Consider the following 19,847-nt stretch of genomic DNA (forward strand, 5'->3'; position numbering starts at 1 on the left):
AGGCCGTTCAGATCATTCGATGCTGAACGGGAAGTACTTGTCGTTGATCTTTTTGTAGGTGCCGTCTGCCTTGATCTCTGCCAGGGCTTTGTTCAGGCGCTCGCGCAGCGGGTCGCCCTTGCGTACGGCGATACCGATCTTGTCGCTTTCTACCACCGGGTCGCCTTTGAATTCATAGGCCGAACCGTCTTTGCTCTTGAGCCATTCGTACTGCACGTACTTGTCAGCCAGGATGCCGTCGAGGCGACCGGAGGTCAGGTCGAGGTAGGCGTTTTCCTGTGTGTCGTAGAGCTTGGCTTCGGTGTCCGGCAGCTTGTCTTCCAGGTAGGTACCGGCCAGCGTTGCGCGCTGTGCACCGATCACCTTGCCTTTGAGGTAAGTGGCGTCGGTCTTGAAATCCGCAGTGGCTTTGGGCGCAATGAACTGCAGCTTGTTGGAATAGTACGGGTCGGTGAAGTCAACCGCCTGCTTACGCTCGTCGGTGATCGACAGCGAGGACACCAGGAAGTCGAACTTCTTGGCGTTCAGGGCAGGGATGATGCCGTCCCAGTCGGACACATACACTTCGCACTTCTCGACTTTCATCTTGGCGCACAGGGCGTCGCCGATGTCCTTGTCGAAGCCGACAACGTTACCGCTGGCGTCTTTATTGTTGAACGGCGGGTAGGCCGCTTCGATCCCCATTTTCAAGGTTTCTGCCATGGCCGTGGCGCTGAACGCCATCGAGACGGCCGCGGCCAGAAGGAATTTCTTATAGGTCTGCATGCATGTTGCTCCGTTAGCGGTTGCTGGACATGAATTGTTTGCAGCGCGCCGAAAGCGGGTTTTCAAACACCTGCTGTGGCGATCCTTGCTCTTCGACCAGGCCCTGGTGCAAAAACACCACTTCGCTGGATACCTGACGGGCGAAACCCATTTCGTGGGTGACCAGCAGCATGGTGCGGCCTTCTTCGGCCAGTGCGCGGATCACATTAAGTACTTCCTGAACCATTTCCGGGTCAAGCGCCGACGTCGGCTCATCGAACAGGATGACTTTAGGTTGCATCGCCAGGGTGCGGGCAATCGCCGCCCGCTGTTGCTGGCCGCCGGAGAGTTGCGCAGGGTAAGCGTGGCGCTTGTCGGCAATACCGACCTTGGCCAGCAGTGCCTCGGCCACTTCTATGGCTTCTGCCTTGCTTTGGCCGAGCACGCGACGAGGGGCCTCGATGATGTTGTCGAGGATGCTCATGTGCGGCCACAGGTTAAAGTTTTGAAACACAAACCCGATTTCGCTGCGCAGGCGGTTGATCTGCTTGCCGTCGGCGGCCATCAGTTCGCCGTTTTTCGCGGCCTTGAGCTTGAGTTCTTCGCCGGCCACCAGGATCTGGCCCTGGTGCGGGTTTTCCAGCAGGTTGATGCAGCGCAGGAAGGTGGACTTGCCGGAACCGGAGGAACCCAGGATCGAGATCACATCGCCGTCGCGAGCGGTCAGCGAGATACCCTTGAGTACCTCAAGCTCACCATAGCGTTTGTGCAAGTTGCGGATTTCAAGCGCGGGCGTGGCCTCGGCCATGTGCGGTCCTCATTGTGTTCGTTGCGATCTTCGCTGTTGGGCCGCCTTCCTGGCGAGGCGCCAAGCTAGCATAGCGTTTGGATGACAGCCAACAGCGCTGCGGACGGTTAACCGATGGTCTGCGGCAGGGTGTCGCATCGGCGCAGTAGCGTGTCGCGCCATCAACAACCTACAGACGTTTGAACCGGAAAGATCCACAGACTTCGCGTAAAAAAGGGCGCGATGGTGCCAGCTTTGGCCGGGTGTTGGAAGGGTTAACCGGGCAAACGGTCCATATCAGCCCGTTTATGGGGCGTCACGTACTTTTTGTGTGTGTTTTTGGTGCGTCGGATTGACTGGAAGGTGAGTCGCACGGTAACGCTATAGCGGAATGCCATGATTCTCAATGACTTGCGAGTGCTGACGAATTGTCCTACAGCCCGCGTCAACTGCGGCTCTGTTACATTTTGGCGCAAATCTTGCGTAAAAAATAAAGAACGCCCTGTTGGATTCTTTTCACGAGAAAGGCTGCAGGCCGGGCGAACCGTTTTCGCAATTCCTCGCAAAGGTGTGTCAATGAGTAGTACGCAAAGCTCCAATGACCTCGAACAGGGGCTCAAACCGCGGCACGTCACCATGCTGTCGATTGCCGGCGTCATCGGCGCCGGTTTGTTTGTCGGCTCCGGCCATGCGATCGCTGCTGCCGGCCCGGCTGTACTGTTGGCCTATGCAGCCGCCGGTACACTGGTGGTCTTGGTAATGCGCATGCTGGCCGAGATGGCCGTTGCGTCACCCGATACCGGTTCGTTCTCTACCTATGCCGACCGGGCAATCGGCCACTGGGCCGGTTTCACCATTGGCTGGCTCTACTGGTGGTTCTGGGTGCTGGTGATTCCGTTGGAGGCCAACGCAGCGGCGACCATCCTGCACGCCTGGTTCCCCGACGTGGCGATTTGGGCGTTTACCCTAATCATTACGTTGTTGCTGACTGCAACCAACCTGTTCAGTGTGAAGAACTACGGTGAGTTCGAGTTCTGGTTTGCGCTGATCAAGGTCGTGGCGATCGTCGGCTTTGTGATCCTCGGCCTGGCCGCGATCTTCGGCTTCTTGCCCACCAGCCAGGTCAGCGGTGTTTCGCACTTGTTCGATACCCAAGGGTTCATGCCCAACGGCATGGGCGCGGTGTTGGCGGCGATCCTGACCACCATGTTCTCGTTCATGGGCACTGAGATTGTCACCATTGCTGCCGCCGAATCGAAGAACCCTGGCCAGCAAATCACCAAGGCCACCAATTCGGTGATCTGGCGGATTGGTTTGTTCTACCTGTTGTCGATCTTCATCGTGGTCTCCCTGGTGCCTTGGAACGATCCGACCTTGGCTGCCGTAGGTTCCTACCAGACTGTGCTGGAACGCATGGGCATTCCGAACGCCAAGCTGATTGTCGACCTGGTTGTGCTGGTTGCCGTGACCAGCTGCCTCAACTCGGCGCTGTACACCGCGTCGCGCATGCTGTTCTCCCTGGGCCGTCGCGGTGACGCACCGGCCGTGGCCAAGCGTACCAACAAGAGCGGCACGCCTTACTGGGCAGTGTTGCTGTCTACCGGCGCTGCGTTCCTGGCGGTATTTGCCAACTACGTCGCCCCGGCGGCCGTGTTCGAATTCCTGCTGGCCAGCTCCGGCGCCATTGCGTTGCTGGTGTACCTGGTGATTGCCGTGTCGCAACTGCGCATGCGTCAGAAGCGTGCGGCGGCGGGCGAGAAGATCGTGTTCAAGATGTGGTTGTTTCCTGGCCTGACGTACGCGGTGATGGTGTTTATCGTCGGTACGTTGACCATCATGCTGTTCCAGGAAGCGCACCGGGTCGAGATCATCGCCACCGGGATTCTGAGCTTGCTGGTGGTGTTGGCGGGGTTGGTGGTGGCGAGCCGTCGCAAGGCTCAAAGAGTGGGGGCTGCGGCGCTTAACTGATACGCCGCTATTGAAACTGTGGGAGCGGGCTTGCTCGCGAATGCGCTAGACCAGTCAATAATTGAGTGACTGTCAGAATGCATTCGCGAGCAAGCCCGCTCCCACATTTTTATTTTGCGTCAGTCGGGGGCGTTGGCCAGCGCCTGGGACGCCGCCACGTAGTCGGCCTGGAACTGCGGCGACTCAATCCACGCCAATGCGGCGGCTTCATCATCGCTGTCCGTCGCCCACTGCCGATACTCGATCAGCGCCGCCAGGATAAAGTCGGTCGCTTCCTCTTCGCCTTCCTGCTCCAGCACCAACGCCAGCAACGGGTGCGCCAGGAACACCGCACACAGCGCCTGCTGGCTGATCTCGCCGGCGGTACGCATTTCGACGAACAGTTCAGTCAAATCCACCGACTCAAGGTCGATGCGGCTGTCGTCGCCAGCAAAAGCATCCGGCTTGTGCGCCACGGCGCGCTGGGTGCGGTTTTGCTTGGCCTTGGCTTTTGCCCGGTGGGCGCGTTTTTGCTGCTTGTTTGGCGAGGCCATGGGCTTAACGTCCTTGGGGTCTGGGTTTAGAGGGTGTATTGAAGCGCAGGTTGGGGTAAATCCCAAGGGTTTCTCGGGCGGCAATGATTGCTGTAGTGCTCGACCTTATCTGCGCGGGTACTTAGGCTGACAGTCTATGGATCCACCAGAGCCCGCCCATGACCCGTGACACCCTGGAACACCATCAGGTCCCGATCTACTTCGTTGCCGTCTTTGCGGCCGTCACGTTTGGCCTGCTCTGGCCCTTGTCGGCGCAGGGCCTCAGCCTTTGGGTGACCCCTGCCATCGCCGTGCTGATGTATGCGATGTTTTTGCAGATACCCTTTCTTGAGCTGCGCCAAGGCTTGGGCAACAAGCGCTTCATGGGGGCCTTGCTGCTGGCCAATTTCATCCTGGTGCCTTTACTGGTGTGGGGGTTGACCCGCGGCCTGGTGGAGCGCCCGGCGTTGCTGGTGGGCGCTCTGCTGGTGTTGCTGACGCCCTGTATCGACTACGTGGTGGTGTTTACCCATATCGGCAAGGGCGACTCGCGGTCGATGCTGGCGGCAACCCCGCTGCTGCTGTTGCTGCAACTGCTGCTGTTGCCGGTATACCTGGGGCTGATGTTAGGCGAGCAATCGGCCGTGGTGGTGGCGGCGGGGCCGTTTGTCGAGGCGTTCTTGGGGCTGATTGTGGTGCCGATGCTTCTGGCGGTTTTGACCAGCACTCTTGCGCGGCGGTCGAGCATAATCAGTCATTGGAACAGTGCCTGGGCGTGGTTGCCGGTGCCGGCGATGGCGTTGGTGCTGTTTGTCGTGCTCGCTTCGCACATCACGGCGGTAATGCAGGATATCAATGTGTTGCTGCCAGTTATTCCGGTCTACGTGGCCTTTGTGTTGCTGGCGCCGTTGATGGGTATTGGGGCTGCGCGCCTGTTCGCACTGCCAGCTTTGACGGCGCGGGCGGTAACGTTCAGTGCGTCGACCCGTAATTCGCTGGTGGTTTTACCGTTGGCGCTGGCCCTGCCGGAGGATGTGCGCGGCTTGGCCGCAGCGGTGGTGGTCCTGCAGACCCTGATCGAGTTGGTTGCCGAGTTGGCCTACGTTCGCCTGATCCCGGCAGTGGTGTGGCCCTCCAGTCGGTAACCGCGTGAATGTTCAGGTCTGTTCAGGCGCCGTTCAGGGGCGCGTTCGGCACCATACGCCAGCGCTTCCCACCTGACAGGTCACCCGATGGATCACCGCAACCGTTTTCGCCTGGAGTCACTGGGTATTTTCCTGGTCGCTCTCTTGTTGTTCACAGTAGGCATCTGGGATCAGCAGCCCCAGGGTTTTGACGGGCGGTGGGCGCTGTTCCTGCAGGAGATGTATCGCCATGGCGCGAGTCTTTTCCCCACCACCTACGGCCAGCCCTATGCGGATTACCCAGGCACCGCGACCTTCTTCAGTTATCTATTCGCCCGCTTGTTCGACGCGCCGAACCACTTGGCGAATGTGCTGCCAACGGCGCTCGCCTCGGCGGGTGTGATCGCGCTGATGTATCGTCTGCTGGCACCCTACAGCCGTGCCTGGTCGCTGCTGACGATGCTGCTCACGCTGCTCACCGCCCAGTTGCTCGAAAAGTCGCGCTCGGTGTGCCTGGACCAGATGGTCGCATTGTTATGCGTGGGCAGTTTCTATCTGCTGCACACCGGCGAACGCCTCGGGTCACGGCTGAGGCAACTGGCGGTGTTCCCGTTGTTCATCCTGGGTTTCGCCATACGTGGGCCGCTGGGGTTGATTGAAGTCTGCGGGGTGGTGTGTGTGTATTGGGCGTTGGGCAAACCGGGGGTGCGTGTCCGGCAGATCCTGATCCACGGCGTTGTCGGCCTGGTGTTGCTCGCCGCGTGCTGGTGGTTACTGATGAAGCTTGCGCGGTTCAGTGGTGGCAATGCGTTTGCCGATGAAGTCTTCAAGATGCAAGTCGGTGGGCGTCTGGATGAGTCGGGTGAGCCGTTTTACTTTTACTTCCAACTGAGCTTGTACCGCTACTTCCCGGTGGTGCCGCTGGCGTTTGCGACCCTGTTTGCGTTGCGCCATCGCTGGCCCGAGCGTTGGGGCAATGAGCACCTGCAATTGCTGGTGCGGTTCGGGGGCTGCGGCTTGATGATTCTGCTCGGCCTGTCGGTACCGCACTTCAAGCGCGCTTATTACATTCTGCCGATGGTGCCGATGCTTGCGGCTGTCGCTGCCTATGGGCTGCTGCATGCGCAAGGCTGGCTGGTGGGCGTGCGTCGTGGCTACGAATGGCTGGTCGCGGCGCTGCCGGCGTTGTGCGTGGTTGTGTTGTTTGTGTGTCGACACGCCTGGCACAAGCAGGGCTACTGGCCGGAGATTTCCTTGCCGTTGATGATCGGCGTGCTGGTGGTGCTGCAAGCCGCAGCGTTGATTGCCTGGCAGCGAGCATGGCGGTTGGTGTGGCTCAGTCTGATCGCCCTGGCGGCGCAATGGCTGTTGCTGGTGACGGTGATAGAGCCGGCCAAGGACCTGCAATTCGATACTCGGCGGTTTGTCAGCCAGGTGGAGGCGTTGCGCCAGGCGCAGCCGGGCCCTTTGGTATTTGTCGACCTGGCACGGGATACCTGGGCGGTGCGCTACATGATGAACCTGAATCACGATGAACAGCCGCTGTTTGTCGGGCGACACGAGCTTGAGAAATTGGCGGCGCTGCCCCGGCCCTCGTGGGTGATCGTGTCGCGCAAGGAGACCGCGCTGTTGAAGGGGTCGCCGGTGGAGCACTTGGCGCCGAGCTATCAAGGGCGCTTGAATGACAACCCGCTGATGGTGTTTTTGCTCAAGTAAGGAGGCCCTTGAGCCAAGGGCCTGCCGAGCAGATGATTATTTACAACGGAAGCTTTCAGGCATCGTGACCGTGTAATTGCGCTGCACGCGGTCCTGGAAATTCAGATTCTGCAAACCCTGCTGTACCAGGAAGGCTTCTACCTTGGCGGCTTGGCAATCGTCGTTATAGGACGACGCCCGTAGCAGGTAGACCGCGCGCCTGCTCACTTCATCACGAGCGGTGACCCGGAAGGTGGTGAGCGTGGTGTAGCCGGTGCGCTCCGAGGTCCCTACCGGGCCGTAGGAGGTGTTCGGGGTGCTGGTGCAGGTCAGTTGGTCGGTCTTTTTCTTGTTCTTCTTGCATTGGGTGGTGGTGCTGTTTGCCACTTGCCCGTATTCGGTGGCGGTGTAGCGATACGTCACCTGCTTGCTGTCGACATCCAGGGTAACGGTCATTTTGATCGGCGCGTGGTTCTTGGGCAGCGTGGTGTCGGTGAAGACATTGCGAAAGCCCTGATCCTGCATGGCGCGGACCATGTCACGCAAGTAGTAGCGGGCGTTGAGCGAGTTTTCGTCACTGCCGCCAGTGGAGGTCACCAGCACGGTTGCCTGTCGGTCAAAGTGGTAGTCCGGGTCAGGCGTTGCGTTGATTGCTACGTCCAAGTGCGTGGCACACCCACTGAGCAGGGCGGTCAGTATGAATAAGGTGCAAAGCAAGAAGCGGGTCATGAAAAAACCTTACAACTGAGATTTGGGTAAAGGCTGAACGATTGAGTCCAGCCAAAAATAACCCTCAATCGTCTTCCTGCGACATCGTGTCCGTAAATGCGTGAGTCGTATTAAATCGCAGGCAATAAAAAACCCCAAGGAACACATTGTTCCTTGGGGTTTCTCGGTATTTTGGTGCCCAGAGACGGAATCGAACCGCCGACACGGGGATTTTCAATCCCCTGCTCTACCGACTGAGCTATCTGGGCAACGGGGCGCATTAAACGGGTTTTTCAGGGGGTCGTCAAGCAAGTTTTCAAAAAATATTTAATTATTACCGTCGCTTACGTGCCGACCCCGGTTTTTGATCAATTATTGAGCAGGTGGGACGTAGCCTTCGGCCTGGGCGTATTCCTCGCCGGAAAAGAACTTGTCCATTTCGCCCTGCAGGTATTTGCGGTCTTCGGCGTTCATCATGTTCAGGCGTTTTTCGTTAATCAGCAGGGTCTGGTGTTTTTGCCAGTCGGCCCACGCCTGGGCGGAAACGTTATCGTAGATGTCCTGGCCTTTGGCACCCGGAAAAGGGGCACGTTCCAGGGCTGGCAGTTCTTCTTTGTACTTACGGCACATAACGGTGCGGGTCATGACGAAACTCCTGCGTTCAATACGTCGGCCGCGCGCTTCAGCAGTTTTTTCACCGGGGCGGCAAGGCCCAGGCGCGGCGGGGTGGCGAGGTTATACCAGAGCCAGTCGGCCTCGGCCACGTGATGGGCGGTTTCCTCGACCTGGACCAGCCAGGGTTCGATGGCCAACTGGAAGTGGCTGAAGGTGTGGATCAGCCCCGGCAGTTCCTGATGCTTGCCCAGCGCGAGTGCATGCTGGTTGGCCAGGTGGTCAAGGTCGCCCAGGTCATCCAGCTCCGGCAAGCTCCACAAGCCGCCCCACAAGCCCGTAGACGGGCGACGGTAAAGCAGGATCGCGCCCTCGGTGTTCGCCAGCATGGGCATCAGCGTGCGCTTTTGCGGGATGGTCTTGCGCGGCTTGGGGGGCGGGTAACGTGTCTCCAGGCCGAGCATGTGGGCTTCGCAGCCTTTTTCCAGCGGGCACAGCAAGCAACTGGGTTTGCTGCGGGTGCAGAGCGTGGCGCCCATGTCCATCATTGCCTGGGTGTAGGCGTTGACGCGGGTATGGGGCGTAAAGCGCTCTGCAGTGGCCCACAGCTGCTTGGCCACCTTGGGCTCGCCCGGGTAACCCTCTTGCGCGGTAAAGCGCGCCAGCACGCGTTTGACGTTGCCGTCGAGGATCGGCGCGCGCAGGCCCATGCTCAGGCTGGCTATCGCACCAGCGGTGGACAGGCCGATGCCCGGCAGCTCGGTGAGCTTTTCGACGTCGCGGGGGAATTCGCCGCCGTATTCGGCCACCACGATCTTCGCGGTCTTTTGCAGGTTGCGTGCCCGGGTGTAGTAGCCCAGGCCCGTCCACAGGTGCAGCACTTCGTCTTCCGGCGCGGCGGCCAGGGCTTCGACCGTGGGCAGGGACGCCATGAACCGGTCGAAATAATTGAGCACGGTGCTCACTTGGGTCTGTTGCAGCATGATCTCCGACACCCACACCCGATACGGCGTGATGCCCTGTTGCCAGGGCAGGTCGTGGCGGCCGTGGCGGTCGTACCAGTCCAGCACCGCCTGTGAAAACTGCTCGTTTTTCATCGGTTGAACAGGCCTTTCAATGCGTCTTTGAGCTTGGGATTAACCTTGTCGAGTTTCTCTTCCAGCTTCTCGTTCAGGCGATTGCCGGCCGCCTTGAGGGCGACCTGGCCGAGGCCGTCCTTGTCCAGGCGGCAGGCCTTGGCGCCCAGCTCCAGCGGGCCACGGCAACGCAGCGGTACCTCAATGCCCTGGAAGTTGGCGCCGACCTGGCAAGCCGGGTCCGGCACGTCGCGCTTGTCGCCTTCAACGATGATGCCGACGCGGTAGTCCATACCCAGCACACGTAAATCCACATCACCGTTGCCGTTGAGCGTCAGGCCAGGAATGCGCACTTTCAGGTCGGGGTTGCTGGCCACGCCGTTACGGAACGTGAGGTTGCCGCGCAGTTCCTGGAAGGGCGTGTCCTTGCCGCCTGGCGTGGTGCTCAGGGTCTTGCGGTTGAGCAGGGCGATGCCGGTACACAGTTGCTGCTCAATGTTGGCATTGAGCAGCACACCGTTGTTGATCACGAGGCTGGCGGTGCCGTTGAGGCTGTCGATCAGGGCCTTCTGGCTGTTGCCGCGGCCGCTGAGGTTGCTGTCGAGGGTGAGCTGGCCTTTGACCGGCGGAGTTTTCCCTTGGGCCTGCAGGATGCGTTCAACAGGTACCTGCTTGATGTGGCTTTGCAGGGCCAGCACTGGCGTGTCCTGGCGCACGTCGAGTGTGCCGTTGGCCTGGAACGTGCCGTTGTAGAGGCCGCCGCTAAGGGTGTCGAGCTTGAGTTGCCCGTCAATGCCGGAGGCTTTAAGCACCGCATTTTGAATGGGCAATTGGCTAAGGGTCAGCTCGCCAAAGGCCAGGTCTGCATTTACGTCCAGGCTGCGCAGGCGGGTCAGCGGCAGCAGTTTGTCATTGCTCCAGGCACCTTTGGTCGGCGCCTCGGGCAATGGTGTGTTGCCGCCTGCCGCCATGGCGCCGGCCTCGCTGCTCTGTACTTCGGCCTGGCGTGCAGCGGTTGCACCTTTAGCGGCTTCGGATTTGGTCGGCAGGTAATTGTCGGCATTGAAGGTATCGCCCTTGAGCTGCACACGCAGGGACTGCTTGGCGAAATCATCCACGGCGACGCGGCCGGTGAAGGTGCTGCCATCGAGCTTCAGGTTCAGGTCTTCCAGGGCGACGCTGGTGGGCGTGCCCTTGAGGCGGCTCACCAGCTCGACCTTGCTCAGGCTACCTGGGGCCATGGCTGGCAGTGGGTGGCCGATGCTCTCAAGAAACTTGGCCAGGTCAAACTGGGCAACCGACAGGGCGCCGCTGATTTGCGGGGTTTTGTCCAGGTCATTGGCCTTCAGTTCGCCCAGGGCCCGCAACTGGTTGGCCGACAGCTTCAGGTTGGTCCATTCGGCAACGTTGGCCGCCAGATCCACCAGCAATTGGCCCTGGGTAGAGAAGCTCACGGTCTTGCCTTGCAGCGGCTCGCCGGTGGCTTCACCACTAAAGCGCATGTCTTCGAACTGGTAGCGCTTGAGGGCACGCTGGATGCGCAAGTTGCCGTTCAGCTCGGTCTTGACGCGCATCAGTGGCTGGTTGCTGCCCAGGAATGCGGTGAGTTTGAGCGGAATGCTGGCGCCTTCGTGGATGGCCCCGGCGCTCAACTGGATGCTCTCGGCACTCAATTGCTTGCCGGTTTGTTCATCGGTGTATTCAACACGAGCGTTGTTGATGGTCAGGCTGTCGATGTCCAGGCGGATCGGCTGCGGCGGCTTTTCCGGCTTGGTTTCAGCCACGGGTTCGACTGGCGCGGGAGCGGGGGTGCCTGTGGTTTCGTCGGGCAGGTTCTTGCCGATGTCTTCCCAGTTGCCGTGGCCCTGTTTGTCGCGGTTCAGGCGCAGGTTCAAGCCCTCGACACGCACATCGCTCATCTGCACTTCGCGGCGCAGCAGTGGCAGTACGCGTACCGACAGGCCGAGCATCTGCAAGTCGGCGAAAGGTTGGGTGGGTGCGGTCAGGGTCGCGACGCTGGCCTCGTGCAGTTCCAGGCCCAGCCAGGGGAAAAGGCTCCAGCCGATATCGCCATTGAGCGTCAGCTCGATGTGGGCCTTGTCGCGGGCTATCTGGCGAATTTCTTCTTTGTAGTCGTTGGGATCGAAAAGGTGGGTCAGGGCAAAGCCGAGCGCCACAATGATCAGCAACAGCCCCAGAAGTACCAGACCCAGGATTTTGCCGAACGCTTTCATGGGCGAGTCCTTGTATGTCGAATTCAAAATTTAGCCGCAGAGTATAACGCCCGAAGGCCGGCGTCAGTTCACGGATCGTTACATTGTATCCACCAGCGTGGAAATGGGATTTTGACGTCAGAAAAATACAGATAATCCAAAAAAGGTAGTGGCAGTTTGATTTTTCTGTCATCCACTGGTGCTAATCTCTGCACGTTCGTCCGCCTTCTGCGACTTAAGGTCGCGCCTAAAAGGGAGCTTCACTCAACAAAACGGCCACGCTTTGCGTGCAAGGCCGAGGGAGAGAGCGCCTGACGGACGCATACCAATAACTGGGGGAAACACCAATGAGCACTAGCACTGTGGCCGGCACTGCCGCCGCACAGCCTGCGTTCCTGTCCAAGGAGCGCATCATCGCCAAGCCGGGCTTCAACCGCTGGCTGGTTCCACCGGCCGCCCTGGCCATCCACCTGTGCATCGGCATGGCCTATGGCTTCTCGGTGTTCTGGCTGCCGTTGTCCAAGGCGCTGGGTATCACCGCACCGGTCGCCTGCGCGCCAGATATGAGCTTCATTGCTCAAGTCTTCTCGTCCCAATGCGACTGGCCCATCTCCATGCTGGGCTGGATCTACACCCTGTTCTTCATCTTCCTGGGCTGCTCGGCAGCGATCTGGGGCGGCTGGCTGGAACATGCCGGGCCACGCAAGGCCGGCGTTGTCTCGGCGTTGTGCTGGTGCGGTGGCCTGCTGATCTCGGCGCTGGGTATCTATACCCACCAGATCTGGCTGATGTGGATCGGCTCCGGTGTCATTGGCGGTATCGGCTTGGGCCTGGGCTATATCTCGCCCGTTTCGACCTTGATCAAGTGGTTCCCGGACAAGCGCGGCATGGCGACCGGCATGGCGATCATGGGCTTCGGCGGCGGCGCGATGGTGGGTGCGCCCCTGGCTGCGGCACTGATGGGCCATTTCTCTTCGCCCACCAGCGTGGGCGTATGGCAGAGCTTTGTGGTCATGGCGGCGATTTACTTCGTGTTCATGATCGGTGGCGCCCTGCTGTATCGCGTACCGCCGACCGGCTGGAAGCCTGAGGGCTGGACCGCGCCGGCGAAAAAAGCCAGCAATGCGATGATCACTCACCGTCACGTGCATGTGAATGTGGCGTGGAAAACCCCGCAGTTCCGCCTGGTATGGCTGGTGCTGTGCCTGAACGTGTCTGCCGGTATCGGCATCTTGGGCATGGCCTCGCCGCTGCTGCAGGAAGTGTTCGGCGGCAAGTTGTTGGGTGTTGATGTGCCATTCGGCCAATTGGATGCGGGCCAGTTGGCCTCCATTGCAGCCATTGCCGCTGGTTTTACCGGCCTGTTGAGCCTGTTCAACATCGGTGGCCGGTTCTTCTGGGCCTCGTTCTCTGACTACCTGGGGCGTAAAAATACCTACTTCGTGTTCTTCGCCCTGGGCTTTGCCCTGTACGCGCTGATCCCGAACCTGGGGCATCTGGGCAACGTGGCGCTGTTTGTGGCGGCGTTCTGCATCATCCTGTCGATGTACGGCGGTGGTTTTGCCACGGTTCCGGCCTACCTGGCCGACCTGTTCGGCACCCAGATGGTTGGCGCGATCCACGGTCGCCTGTTGACCGCCTGGGCCGCTGCGGGCGTGTTGGGCCCGGTGCTGGTGAACTACCTGCGTGAATACCAGTTGAGCATCGGCGTTGAACGCGCCGCGGCCTACGACATCACCTTGTACATCCTCGCCGGCTTGCTGGTGCTGGGCTTCATCTGCAACCTGCTGGTGCGCCCGGTGGCCGATAAGTACTTCATGACTGATGCAGAACTTGCCGCCGAACAGGCGCTGGGCCATGACAAAGGTGCCGATGCCACCACCGTGCTGGAGTGGAAGGCCTCCGCCGCCAGCAAGCCGCTGGCGATTGCCGCGTGGCTGGTAGTGGGTATTCCGCTGGCGTGGGGTGTGTGGGTGACCCTGCAGAAGACGGCGGTACTGTTCCACTGACACCGCAATAAGGGGGGCCCGGCTCCTGTGGGGCCGGGCTAATGTGGGAGCTGGCTTGCCTGCGATACAGGCACCTCGGTGTACCAGTTGCCTCGCAGTGATGCTATCGCAGGCAAGCCAGCTCCCACAAAAGCCAGCTCCAACATAAGCCCATGCTCACATGTATGCACATGTCTATCCCCGACATTCCTCGCTCCAACTCGTCAGTCTTATCCCCTTCGTTGTTTCTGTTTAGCGCCTGCGCCCCTATAATGGCTGCCTTTTTCGCCCAATGATTTTGCGGAGCTGGTGATGGCCGAACGTAAGGCATCTGTCGAGCGCGACACTCTGGAAACCCAGATCAAAGCCTCGATCAACCTGGATGGCACCGGAAAGGCCCGATTCGATATCGGTGTACCTTTTCTTGAGCACATGCTGGACCAGATCGCCCGTCACGGGCTGATCGACCTGGATATCGTCGGCAAAGGCGACCTGCATATCGACGACCACCACATGGTGGAAGACGTGGGCATCACCCTCGGCCAGGCGTTTGCCAAGGCCATCGGCGACAAAAAAGGCATCCGTCGCTACGGCCATGCCTATGTCCCGTTGGATGAAGCGCTGTCCCGGGTGGTCATCGACTTCTCCGGCCGCCCGGGTTTGCAGATGCACGTGCCTTACACCCGCGCGAACGTGGGCCGTGGCTTTGACGTCGACCTGTTCCAGGAATTCTTCCAGGGCTTTGTCAACCACGCACTGGTCAGCCTGCACATCGACAACCTGCGCGGCACCAACACCCACCACCAGATCGAAACCGTGTTCAAGGCTTTCGGTCGCGCGTTGCGCATGGCTGTGGAAGTCGATGAGCGCATGGGCGGGCAAATGCCGTCGACCAAGGGCGTTCTGTAATGCAGACGGTCGCGGTTATCGATTACGGCATGGGTAACCTGCACTCGGTGGCCAAGGCCCTTGAGCATGTAGGTGCCGGCAAGGTGCTGATCACCAGCGATGCCAACGTGATTCGCGAAGCCGACCGCGTGGTGTTCCCCGGCGTTGGCGCGATTCGCGATTGCATGGCCGAGATCCGCCGCCTGGGCTTTGACAGCCTGGTGCGCGAAGTCAGCCAGGACCGCCCCTTCCTCGGTATCTGCGTGGGCATGCAGGCTTTGCTCGACAGCAGTGAAGAGAACGGCGGTGTCGACTGCATCGGGGTGTTTCCGGGCCAGGTGAAGTTCTTCGGCAAAGACCTGCATGAAGAGGGCGAGCACCTCAAAGTCCCGCACATGGGCTGGAACGAAGTGCGCCGCACCGTCGACCACCCGCTGTGGCACGACATCCCGGACATGGCGCGTTTCTACTTCGTGCACAGCTACTATATCGCCGCCGGTAACCCGCGCCAGGTGGTGGGTGGCGGGCATTACGGCGTCGACTTTGCCGCCGCGCTGGCCGATGGTTCGCGCTTTGCCGTGCAGTTCCACCCGGAGAAGAGCCATACCCATGGCCTGCAATTGCTGCAGAACTTCGCCGCGTGGGATGGTCGCTGGTAATGGCCAAGAAACCGAAGCCGCCGATCTTGAACCTCACGCCCGAGCAGGAGCGTGCGGCCACCGACAAGATCAAACGTTTCATGGAAGACCGCTTCGAGCTCAAGCTGGGTTCGTTCGAGGTCGCCGAGATTCTTGAGCTGTTCACCACCGAAGTGGCGCCGCATTATTACAACAGGGCGGTTTTCGACACGCAGACGCTCCTAAAAGAAAGGTTCGAAAGCATCGAAAGCGACTTGTGGTCGCTTGAGAAACCCTGATTTCCCAAGCATTGCTGAATATCGAATAAGGTTTGCCAGATGCTGATTATCCCCGCTATCGATCTCAAGGACGGCGCTTGTGTCCGCCTGCGCCAAGGCCGCATGGAAGATTCCACGGTGTTCTCCGATGACCCGGTGAGCATGGCTGCCAAATGGGTAGAAGGGGGCTGCCGTCGTCTGCATCTGGTGGACTTGAACGGCGCCTTCGAAGGCCAGCCGGTCAATGGCGAGGTGGTCACCGCCATCGCCAAGCGCTACCCGAACCTGCCGATCCAGATCGGCGGTGGTATCCGCTCCCTGGAAACCATCGAGCACTACGTCAAGGCGGGCGTGAGCTACGTGATCATCGGCACCAAGGCCGTGAAAGACCCGGCCTTCGTCGCCGAAGCCTGCCGCGCGTTCCCCGGCAAGGTTATCGTCGGCCTGGATGCTAAAGACGGCTTTGTTGCCACCGATGGCTGGGCTGAAATCAGCACCGTGCAGGTGATCGACCTGGCCAAACAGTTCGAAGCCGACGGCGTGTCCGCCATCGTTTATACCGACATCGCCAAAGACGGCATGATGCAGGGCTGCAACGTTCCGTTCACCGCAGCCCTGGCAGCGGCCACCAAGATTCCGGTGATCGCCTCGGGCGGCATTCACAACCTGGGTGACATCAAGTCGCTGCTGGACGCCAAGGCTCCCGGCATTATCGGCGCCATCACCGGCCGTGCGATCTATGAAGGTACCCTGGACGTCGCCGAAGCTCAGGCTTACTGCGACGCCTACAACGGCTGAGGACTGACCATGGCGCTGGCCAAACGCATCATCCCTTGCCTGGACGTCGACAACGGTCGTGTGGTCAAGGGCGTCAAGTTCGAGAACATCCGTGATGCCGGCGACCCGGTAGAAATCGCCCGTCGCTACGATGAGCAAGGTGCCGACGAGATCACCTTCCTCGACATCACCGCCAGCGTCGATGGCCGCGACACCACGCTGCATACCGTCGAGCGCATGGCCAGCCAGGTATTTATCCCGCTGACCGTGGGCGGTGGCGTGCGCACCGTGCAAGACATCCGCAACCTGCTCAATGCCGGTGCGGACAAGGTCTCGATCAACACCGCCGCCGTGTTCAACCCCGAGTTTGTCGGCGAAGCCGCGCAACACTTCGGCTCGCAATGCATCGTGGTGGCTATCGACGCCAAGAAGGTCTCCGGCCCGGGCGAAACCCCGCGCTGGGAGATCTTCACCCACGGCGGGCGCAAGCCTACCGGGCTGGACGCGGTGGAGTGGGCGATGAAGATGGAAGGCCTGGGCGCCGGTGAAATCCTGCTGACCAGCATGGACCAGGACGGCATGAAAAACGGTTTCGACCTGGGCGTCACCCGCGCCATCAGTGATGCCCTGGGCATCCCGGTGATCGCGTCGGGCGGCGTCGGCAACCTGCAACACTTGGCCGATGGCGTGCTCGAAGGCCATGCCAGCGCGGTGCTGGCGGCGAGTATTTTTCACTTTGGTGAATACACCGTGCCCGAGGCCAAGGCCTATATGGCGGCGCGCGGTATCGTCGTGCGCTAAACGCTGCTGGACACCATGGCAGGCTCGCGGCACTCTCTGCGCTTGCCATGGATTCCGGTAGCCTTCATGTTCAAACACCTGCTGCTCGCCCTCGCCAGTTCCTCCATGTTCATGGCGGCTACGGCACACGCCGAACAACCGTCTGACGCCTCCCTGGTGTTGCTGACGGAAAATTTCCCGCCCTACAACATGGCGAAAAACGGCAAGAACTTCGCCAAGGACGAGAACATCGAAGGCATCGCCGTAGACATCATGCGCGAAACTTTCCAGCGTGCCGGCATTTCCTACAACCTGACCCTGCGCTTCCCGTGGGAACGAATCTACAAGCTCGCCCTGGAAAAACCCGGTTACGGTGTGTTTGTGATGGCGCGTCTGCCAGACCGTGAAGCCTTGTTCAAATGGGTCGGCCCCATCGGCCCGGATGATTGGGTAATGCTGGCCAAGGCCGACAGCAAGATTCAGCTAGAAAGCCTGGAGCAAGCGCGCCGCTACAAGATTGGCGCCTACAAAGGCGACGCCATTGCCGAAAGCCTCGACAAGCAGGGGCTCAAGCCGATGGTCGCCCTGCGTGACCAGGACAATGCGCAAAAGCTCATGGAAGGCCAGATCGACCTGTGGGCCACCGGCGATCCTGCCGGGCGTTACCTGGCGCGGCAGGTGGGGGTAAACGGGCTCAAGACGGTGTTGCGGTTCAACAGTGCGCAGCTTTACCTGGCGTTGAACAAGGACGTGCCGGATGAGGTGGTGGCCAGGCTCCAGGCCGCATTGGATGAGTTACGCAACAGCGGCCGTATAGACGAAATCATGGCGCGTTACCTCTGAAGTCGGCAGGATGAACATGATCAACAATGTGGGAGCGGGGTTGCCCGCGATAACATTGGATCAGCCAATACCTGTGTGACCGACACTCCGCCATCGCGGGCAAGCCCGCTCCCACAGTAGATCTTTGCGATCTTCCTTAACGGTAAATACCGTCCTTGCCATGCCCGGCCATCGCCCGATTACTGCGCACGCTGATCATCAACTTGATATCGATCCACTCCACGCCCTGGGCCTTGAGCTTGGGCAATTCGCGCTCCAGCACCGCCAGCGTCTGTGGGTAAGGATGCCCGATCATGACTGCCGAACCCTGCTTATGTGCCAGTTTGATCGCGGTCTGCAGTTGCGTGGTAATCGCTGCCTCGGTGCGTTCGTCATCGAGAAATACATCCCGCGACACATGGGCCAAACCGATCTTCTGTGCCTCGGCGGCGGCGACGGTTTGCGCACTGGTGCGGCTGTCGACGAAGAACTTGTGACGCCGTTGCAACTCACTCATCAGCCAGGCCATCGCTACCGGTTGTGCAGTCATGCGGCTGCCCATGTGGTTGTTGATACCGGCGGTGTAGGGCACGGCTTCAAATGCCGCGTCCAGGCGCTTGCCCAGTTCTTCGATGGACAGCTCCGGGTGCCAGGCGAATGGGCCGGTGGCCGGGTCCATAGGCATGTGCAGGATCACGATCTTGCCAGCCTTGTGGGCCTCACGGGCGAATTCGGCGGCGTGGGGCGTGTCCGGCATGATGGCGGCGGTCACCGGGCCGGGTAGCGCAAGCACGCGACGATCCCGAGGCAGGTTTTGCCCCAGATCGTCGATGATAAGCGTCAGGTAGGCTTTGTGCGGTTCGCCGGCAGGGGCCGCTTGAGCGACCCCTGCCAGGCTGCACAGCACAGCGAAGATCAGGGCAAAGCGCATGATCAACGGCTGCGGGTGATGCTCAAGCCCTTGAGCAGGCTGAGTGCCTGGGCCAGTTGGTAGTCATCGTCCTGGGGCATCGGCTTGGCCTTGGCGCGGCTGCCGGTTGGCTGGTCGGCGCCGCCGTTGCCATTGCCCAGGTGACCTTGCAGATCGGCCTCTTTGTAGTATTCGCCATCGATCTCGTTGGTGATCTTGGCGCGGCGTACTTCGATGTCCGGCACGATGCCCTGGGCCTGGATCGAGCGGCCGTTAGGCGTGTAGTACAGCGCCGTGGTGATCTTCAGTGCGCGTTCGTTGTTCAGCGGCAACACAGTCTGCACTGAGCCTTTGCCGAAGCTGGTGGTGCCCATCAGCACGCCGCGCTTGAGGTCTTGCAGGGCGCCGGCGACGATTTCCGAGGCCGAGGCGCTGCCGCCGTTGATCAGCACCGCCAACGGCACGTTTTCGCTCAAGTCGTTGCCGGTGGCCGAGAAGCGCAGTTCGGAGTTGGCAATCCGGCCTTTGGTATAAACGATCAGGCCCTTGGTGACAAAGTGGTCGACCACTTCAACCGCCGACTGCAACACGCCGCCTGGGTTGTTACGCAGGTCAAGCACGATGCCGTTGAGCTTCTTGCCGTTGTCTTTGCGCAGCTTGGCCAGGGCCTTGGCCACTTCGTCGCCGGTCTTGACCTGGAACTGGGTGATACGGATGTAACCGTAGCCCGACTCCAGCAACTGGCTCTTCACGCTCTTGACCGTGATGGTCGCACGGGCCAGGGTCACGTCAAACGGGTTGCCGCCGTCGCGTACCAGGGTGAGGGTGATCTTCTGGCCGAGCTTGCCGCGCATCTTGTCGACGGCTTCGGTCATGGTCTGGCCACGGGTCGGCTGGCCATTGATCTTCACGATCAGGTCGCCGGCCTGGATGCCGGCCTTGGACGCTGGGGTGTCGTCGATGGGCGAGACCACTTTGATCTGGCCGTCTTCGGAGCCCACTTCGATGCCCAGGCCGCCGAACTCACCACTGGTGCTTTCCTGCAGCTCGGCGAAATCTTCCGGGCCCAGGTAGGCGGAGTGCGGGTCGAGGTTGCTGAGCATGCCCTTGATGGCATTTTCCAGCAGGGCCTTGTCGTCTACGGGTTCGACATACGCTGCCTTGATCCGGTCCATGACCTCGGCAAAGGTGCGCAGCTCGTCCAGCGGCAATGGCGCCTTGGTCGTCGCAGCCATGGCAGGTGCAGCCGGTGCGGCCTGGTCGGCAAAAGCCAGAGGCGCGCCGATCACCAGAGCGATCGTCAGGGCCAGCGAAGTGAGGCGGGACAAATGCAGCATGTCGAACGAAC

The 19,847-nt window shown here is 60.5% G+C and carries 19 protein-coding genes and 1 tRNA gene; 10 read left to right on the forward strand and 10 right to left on the reverse strand.

What is annotated here, in order from left to right; all coding sequences use genetic code 11:
• Nucleotides 1–12 precede the first annotated feature (12 nt).
• Together AB9N64_RS19220 and AB9N64_RS19225 are read right to left on the reverse strand one after the other, a co-directional pair.
• Nucleotides 13–765, reverse strand: a complete 753-nt coding sequence (locus AB9N64_RS19220; protein ID WP_014716503.1) for an ABC transporter substrate-binding protein — start codon at nucleotides 763–765, stop codon at nucleotides 13–15.
• Nucleotides 766–778: 13 nt separating this feature from the next.
• Nucleotides 779–1,552, reverse strand: coding sequence for an ABC transporter ATP-binding protein (locus AB9N64_RS19225; RefSeq protein ID WP_010213906.1), 774 nt, complete (start codon nucleotides 1,550–1,552; stop codon nucleotides 779–781).
• Between the two features lie 555 nt (nucleotides 1,553–2,107).
• Here AB9N64_RS19225 and gabP point away from each other — a divergent pair.
• Nucleotides 2,108–3,499: a GABA permease gene (gene gabP / locus AB9N64_RS19230; protein WP_020302403.1), complete on the forward strand. Its 1,392-nt coding sequence runs from the start codon at nucleotides 2,108–2,110 to the stop codon at nucleotides 3,497–3,499.
• A 119-nt stretch (nucleotides 3,500–3,618) separates the two neighbouring features.
• Here gabP and AB9N64_RS19235 read toward each other — a convergent pair whose 3' ends face one another.
• Nucleotides 3,619–4,032, reverse strand: a complete 414-nt coding sequence (locus tag AB9N64_RS19235; protein ID WP_014716505.1) for a hypothetical protein — start codon at nucleotides 4,030–4,032, stop codon at nucleotides 3,619–3,621.
• Between the two features lie 158 nt (nucleotides 4,033–4,190).
• Here AB9N64_RS19235 and AB9N64_RS19240 point away from each other — a divergent pair, with 158 nt between their 5' ends.
• Together AB9N64_RS19240 and AB9N64_RS19245 are read left to right on the forward strand one after the other, a co-directional pair.
• Nucleotides 4,191–5,156, forward strand: a complete 966-nt coding sequence (locus AB9N64_RS19240) for an arsenic resistance protein (RefSeq protein WP_106111075.1) — start codon at nucleotides 4,191–4,193, stop codon at nucleotides 5,154–5,156.
• A gap of 87 nt (nucleotides 5,157–5,243) precedes the next feature.
• Entirely contained in the window at nucleotides 5,244–6,851 is a 1,608-nt protein-coding gene (locus tag AB9N64_RS19245) for an ArnT family glycosyltransferase (protein WP_371359612.1), read from the forward strand.
• 36 nt (nucleotides 6,852–6,887) lie between these two features.
• Here AB9N64_RS19245 and AB9N64_RS19250 read toward each other — a convergent pair whose 3' ends face one another.
• The 5 genes from AB9N64_RS19250 to AB9N64_RS19270 form a co-directional block, all read right to left on the reverse strand.
• A complete protein-coding gene (locus tag AB9N64_RS19250) occupies nucleotides 6,888–7,559 on the reverse strand; it encodes a hypothetical protein (RefSeq protein WP_371359613.1) in 672 nt (223 codons plus the stop codon).
• Nucleotides 7,560–7,731: 172 nt separating this feature from the next.
• Nucleotides 7,732–7,807: transfer RNA gene (locus tag AB9N64_RS19255), tRNA-Phe, on the reverse strand.
• A 103-nt stretch (nucleotides 7,808–7,910) separates the two neighbouring features.
• Complete coding sequence (locus AB9N64_RS19260) at nucleotides 7,911–8,183, reverse strand: oxidative damage protection protein (RefSeq protein ID WP_014716509.1); 273 nt, start codon at nucleotides 8,181–8,183, stop codon at nucleotides 7,911–7,913.
• Nucleotides 8,180–9,247, reverse strand: coding sequence for an A/G-specific adenine glycosylase (gene mutY / locus AB9N64_RS19265; protein WP_371359614.1), 1,068 nt, complete (start codon nucleotides 9,245–9,247; stop codon nucleotides 8,180–8,182). The genes AB9N64_RS19260 and mutY overlap by 4 nt, the downstream gene beginning before the upstream one ends.
• Nucleotides 9,244–11,460 carry an AsmA family protein gene (locus AB9N64_RS19270; protein ID WP_371359615.1) on the reverse strand — a complete coding sequence of 739 codons (2,217 nt, stop codon included), beginning with the start codon at nucleotides 11,458–11,460 and terminating at the stop codon, nucleotides 9,244–9,246. Before AB9N64_RS19270 ends, mutY begins: the two co-directional genes overlap by 4 nt.
• Nucleotides 11,461–11,786: 326 nt before the next feature.
• Between AB9N64_RS19270 and AB9N64_RS19275 the strand changes: the two genes are divergently transcribed.
• The 7 genes from AB9N64_RS19275 to AB9N64_RS19305 all read left to right on the forward strand — a co-directional run bounded on the left by AB9N64_RS19275 (nucleotide 11,787) and on the right by AB9N64_RS19305 (nucleotide 17,610).
• The gene (locus AB9N64_RS19275; protein WP_014716512.1) at nucleotides 11,787–13,448 is read left to right on the forward strand and encodes an OFA family MFS transporter; all 1,662 of its coding nucleotides are present in this window, start codon (nucleotides 11,787–11,789) and stop codon (nucleotides 13,446–13,448) included.
• Nucleotides 13,449–13,739: 291 nt separating this feature from the next.
• On the forward strand, nucleotides 13,740–14,336 hold the full coding sequence (hisB, locus tag AB9N64_RS19280) for an imidazoleglycerol-phosphate dehydratase HisB (protein WP_003187781.1): 597 nt from the start codon (nucleotides 13,740–13,742) through the stop codon (nucleotides 14,334–14,336).
• The gene (hisH, locus tag AB9N64_RS19285; RefSeq protein ID WP_014716513.1) at nucleotides 14,336–14,974 is read left to right on the forward strand and encodes an imidazole glycerol phosphate synthase subunit HisH; all 639 of its coding nucleotides are present in this window, start codon (nucleotides 14,336–14,338) and stop codon (nucleotides 14,972–14,974) included. Before hisB ends, hisH begins: the two co-directional genes overlap by 1 nt.
• Nucleotides 14,974–15,231, forward strand: coding sequence for a DUF2164 domain-containing protein (locus AB9N64_RS19290; protein WP_014716514.1), 258 nt, complete (start codon nucleotides 14,974–14,976; stop codon nucleotides 15,229–15,231). The genes hisH and AB9N64_RS19290 overlap by 1 nt, the downstream gene beginning before the upstream one ends.
• A gap of 39 nt (nucleotides 15,232–15,270) precedes the next feature.
• Nucleotides 15,271–16,008 (forward strand): 1-(5-phosphoribosyl)-5-[(5-phosphoribosylamino)methylideneamino]imidazole-4-carboxamide isomerase, encoded by a 738-nt coding sequence (gene hisA / locus AB9N64_RS19295; RefSeq protein ID WP_003187784.1) that lies wholly within the window; start codon nucleotides 15,271–15,273, stop codon nucleotides 16,006–16,008.
• Nucleotides 16,009–16,017: 9 nt separating this feature from the next.
• Nucleotides 16,018–16,788 (forward strand): imidazole glycerol phosphate synthase subunit HisF, encoded by a 771-nt coding sequence (hisF, locus tag AB9N64_RS19300; RefSeq protein ID WP_003187786.1) that lies wholly within the window; start codon nucleotides 16,018–16,020, stop codon nucleotides 16,786–16,788.
• A 66-nt stretch (nucleotides 16,789–16,854) separates the two neighbouring features.
• Nucleotides 16,855–17,610 carry an ABC transporter substrate-binding protein gene (locus AB9N64_RS19305; RefSeq protein ID WP_069868907.1) on the forward strand — a complete coding sequence of 252 codons (756 nt, stop codon included), beginning with the start codon at nucleotides 16,855–16,857 and terminating at the stop codon, nucleotides 17,608–17,610.
• 136 nt (nucleotides 17,611–17,746) lie between these two features.
• Here AB9N64_RS19305 and AB9N64_RS19310 read toward each other — a convergent pair whose 3' ends face one another.
• Both AB9N64_RS19310 and AB9N64_RS19315 read right to left on the reverse strand, forming a co-directional pair.
• Entirely contained in the window at nucleotides 17,747–18,520 is a 774-nt protein-coding gene (locus AB9N64_RS19310; RefSeq protein ID WP_371359616.1) for a divergent polysaccharide deacetylase family protein, read from the reverse strand.
• Between the two features lie 2 nt (nucleotides 18,521–18,522).
• The gene (locus tag AB9N64_RS19315) at nucleotides 18,523–19,836 is read right to left on the reverse strand and encodes a S41 family peptidase (RefSeq protein ID WP_020302395.1); all 1,314 of its coding nucleotides are present in this window, start codon (nucleotides 19,834–19,836) and stop codon (nucleotides 18,523–18,525) included.
• Between the last annotated feature and the right edge of the window lie 11 nt (nucleotides 19,837–19,847).

It is taken from the genome of Pseudomonas sp. KT_2_4 (genome assembly GCF_041410225.1).
Taxonomy (GTDB): domain Bacteria; phylum Pseudomonadota; class Gammaproteobacteria; order Pseudomonadales; family Pseudomonadaceae; genus Aquipseudomonas; species Aquipseudomonas paracarnis.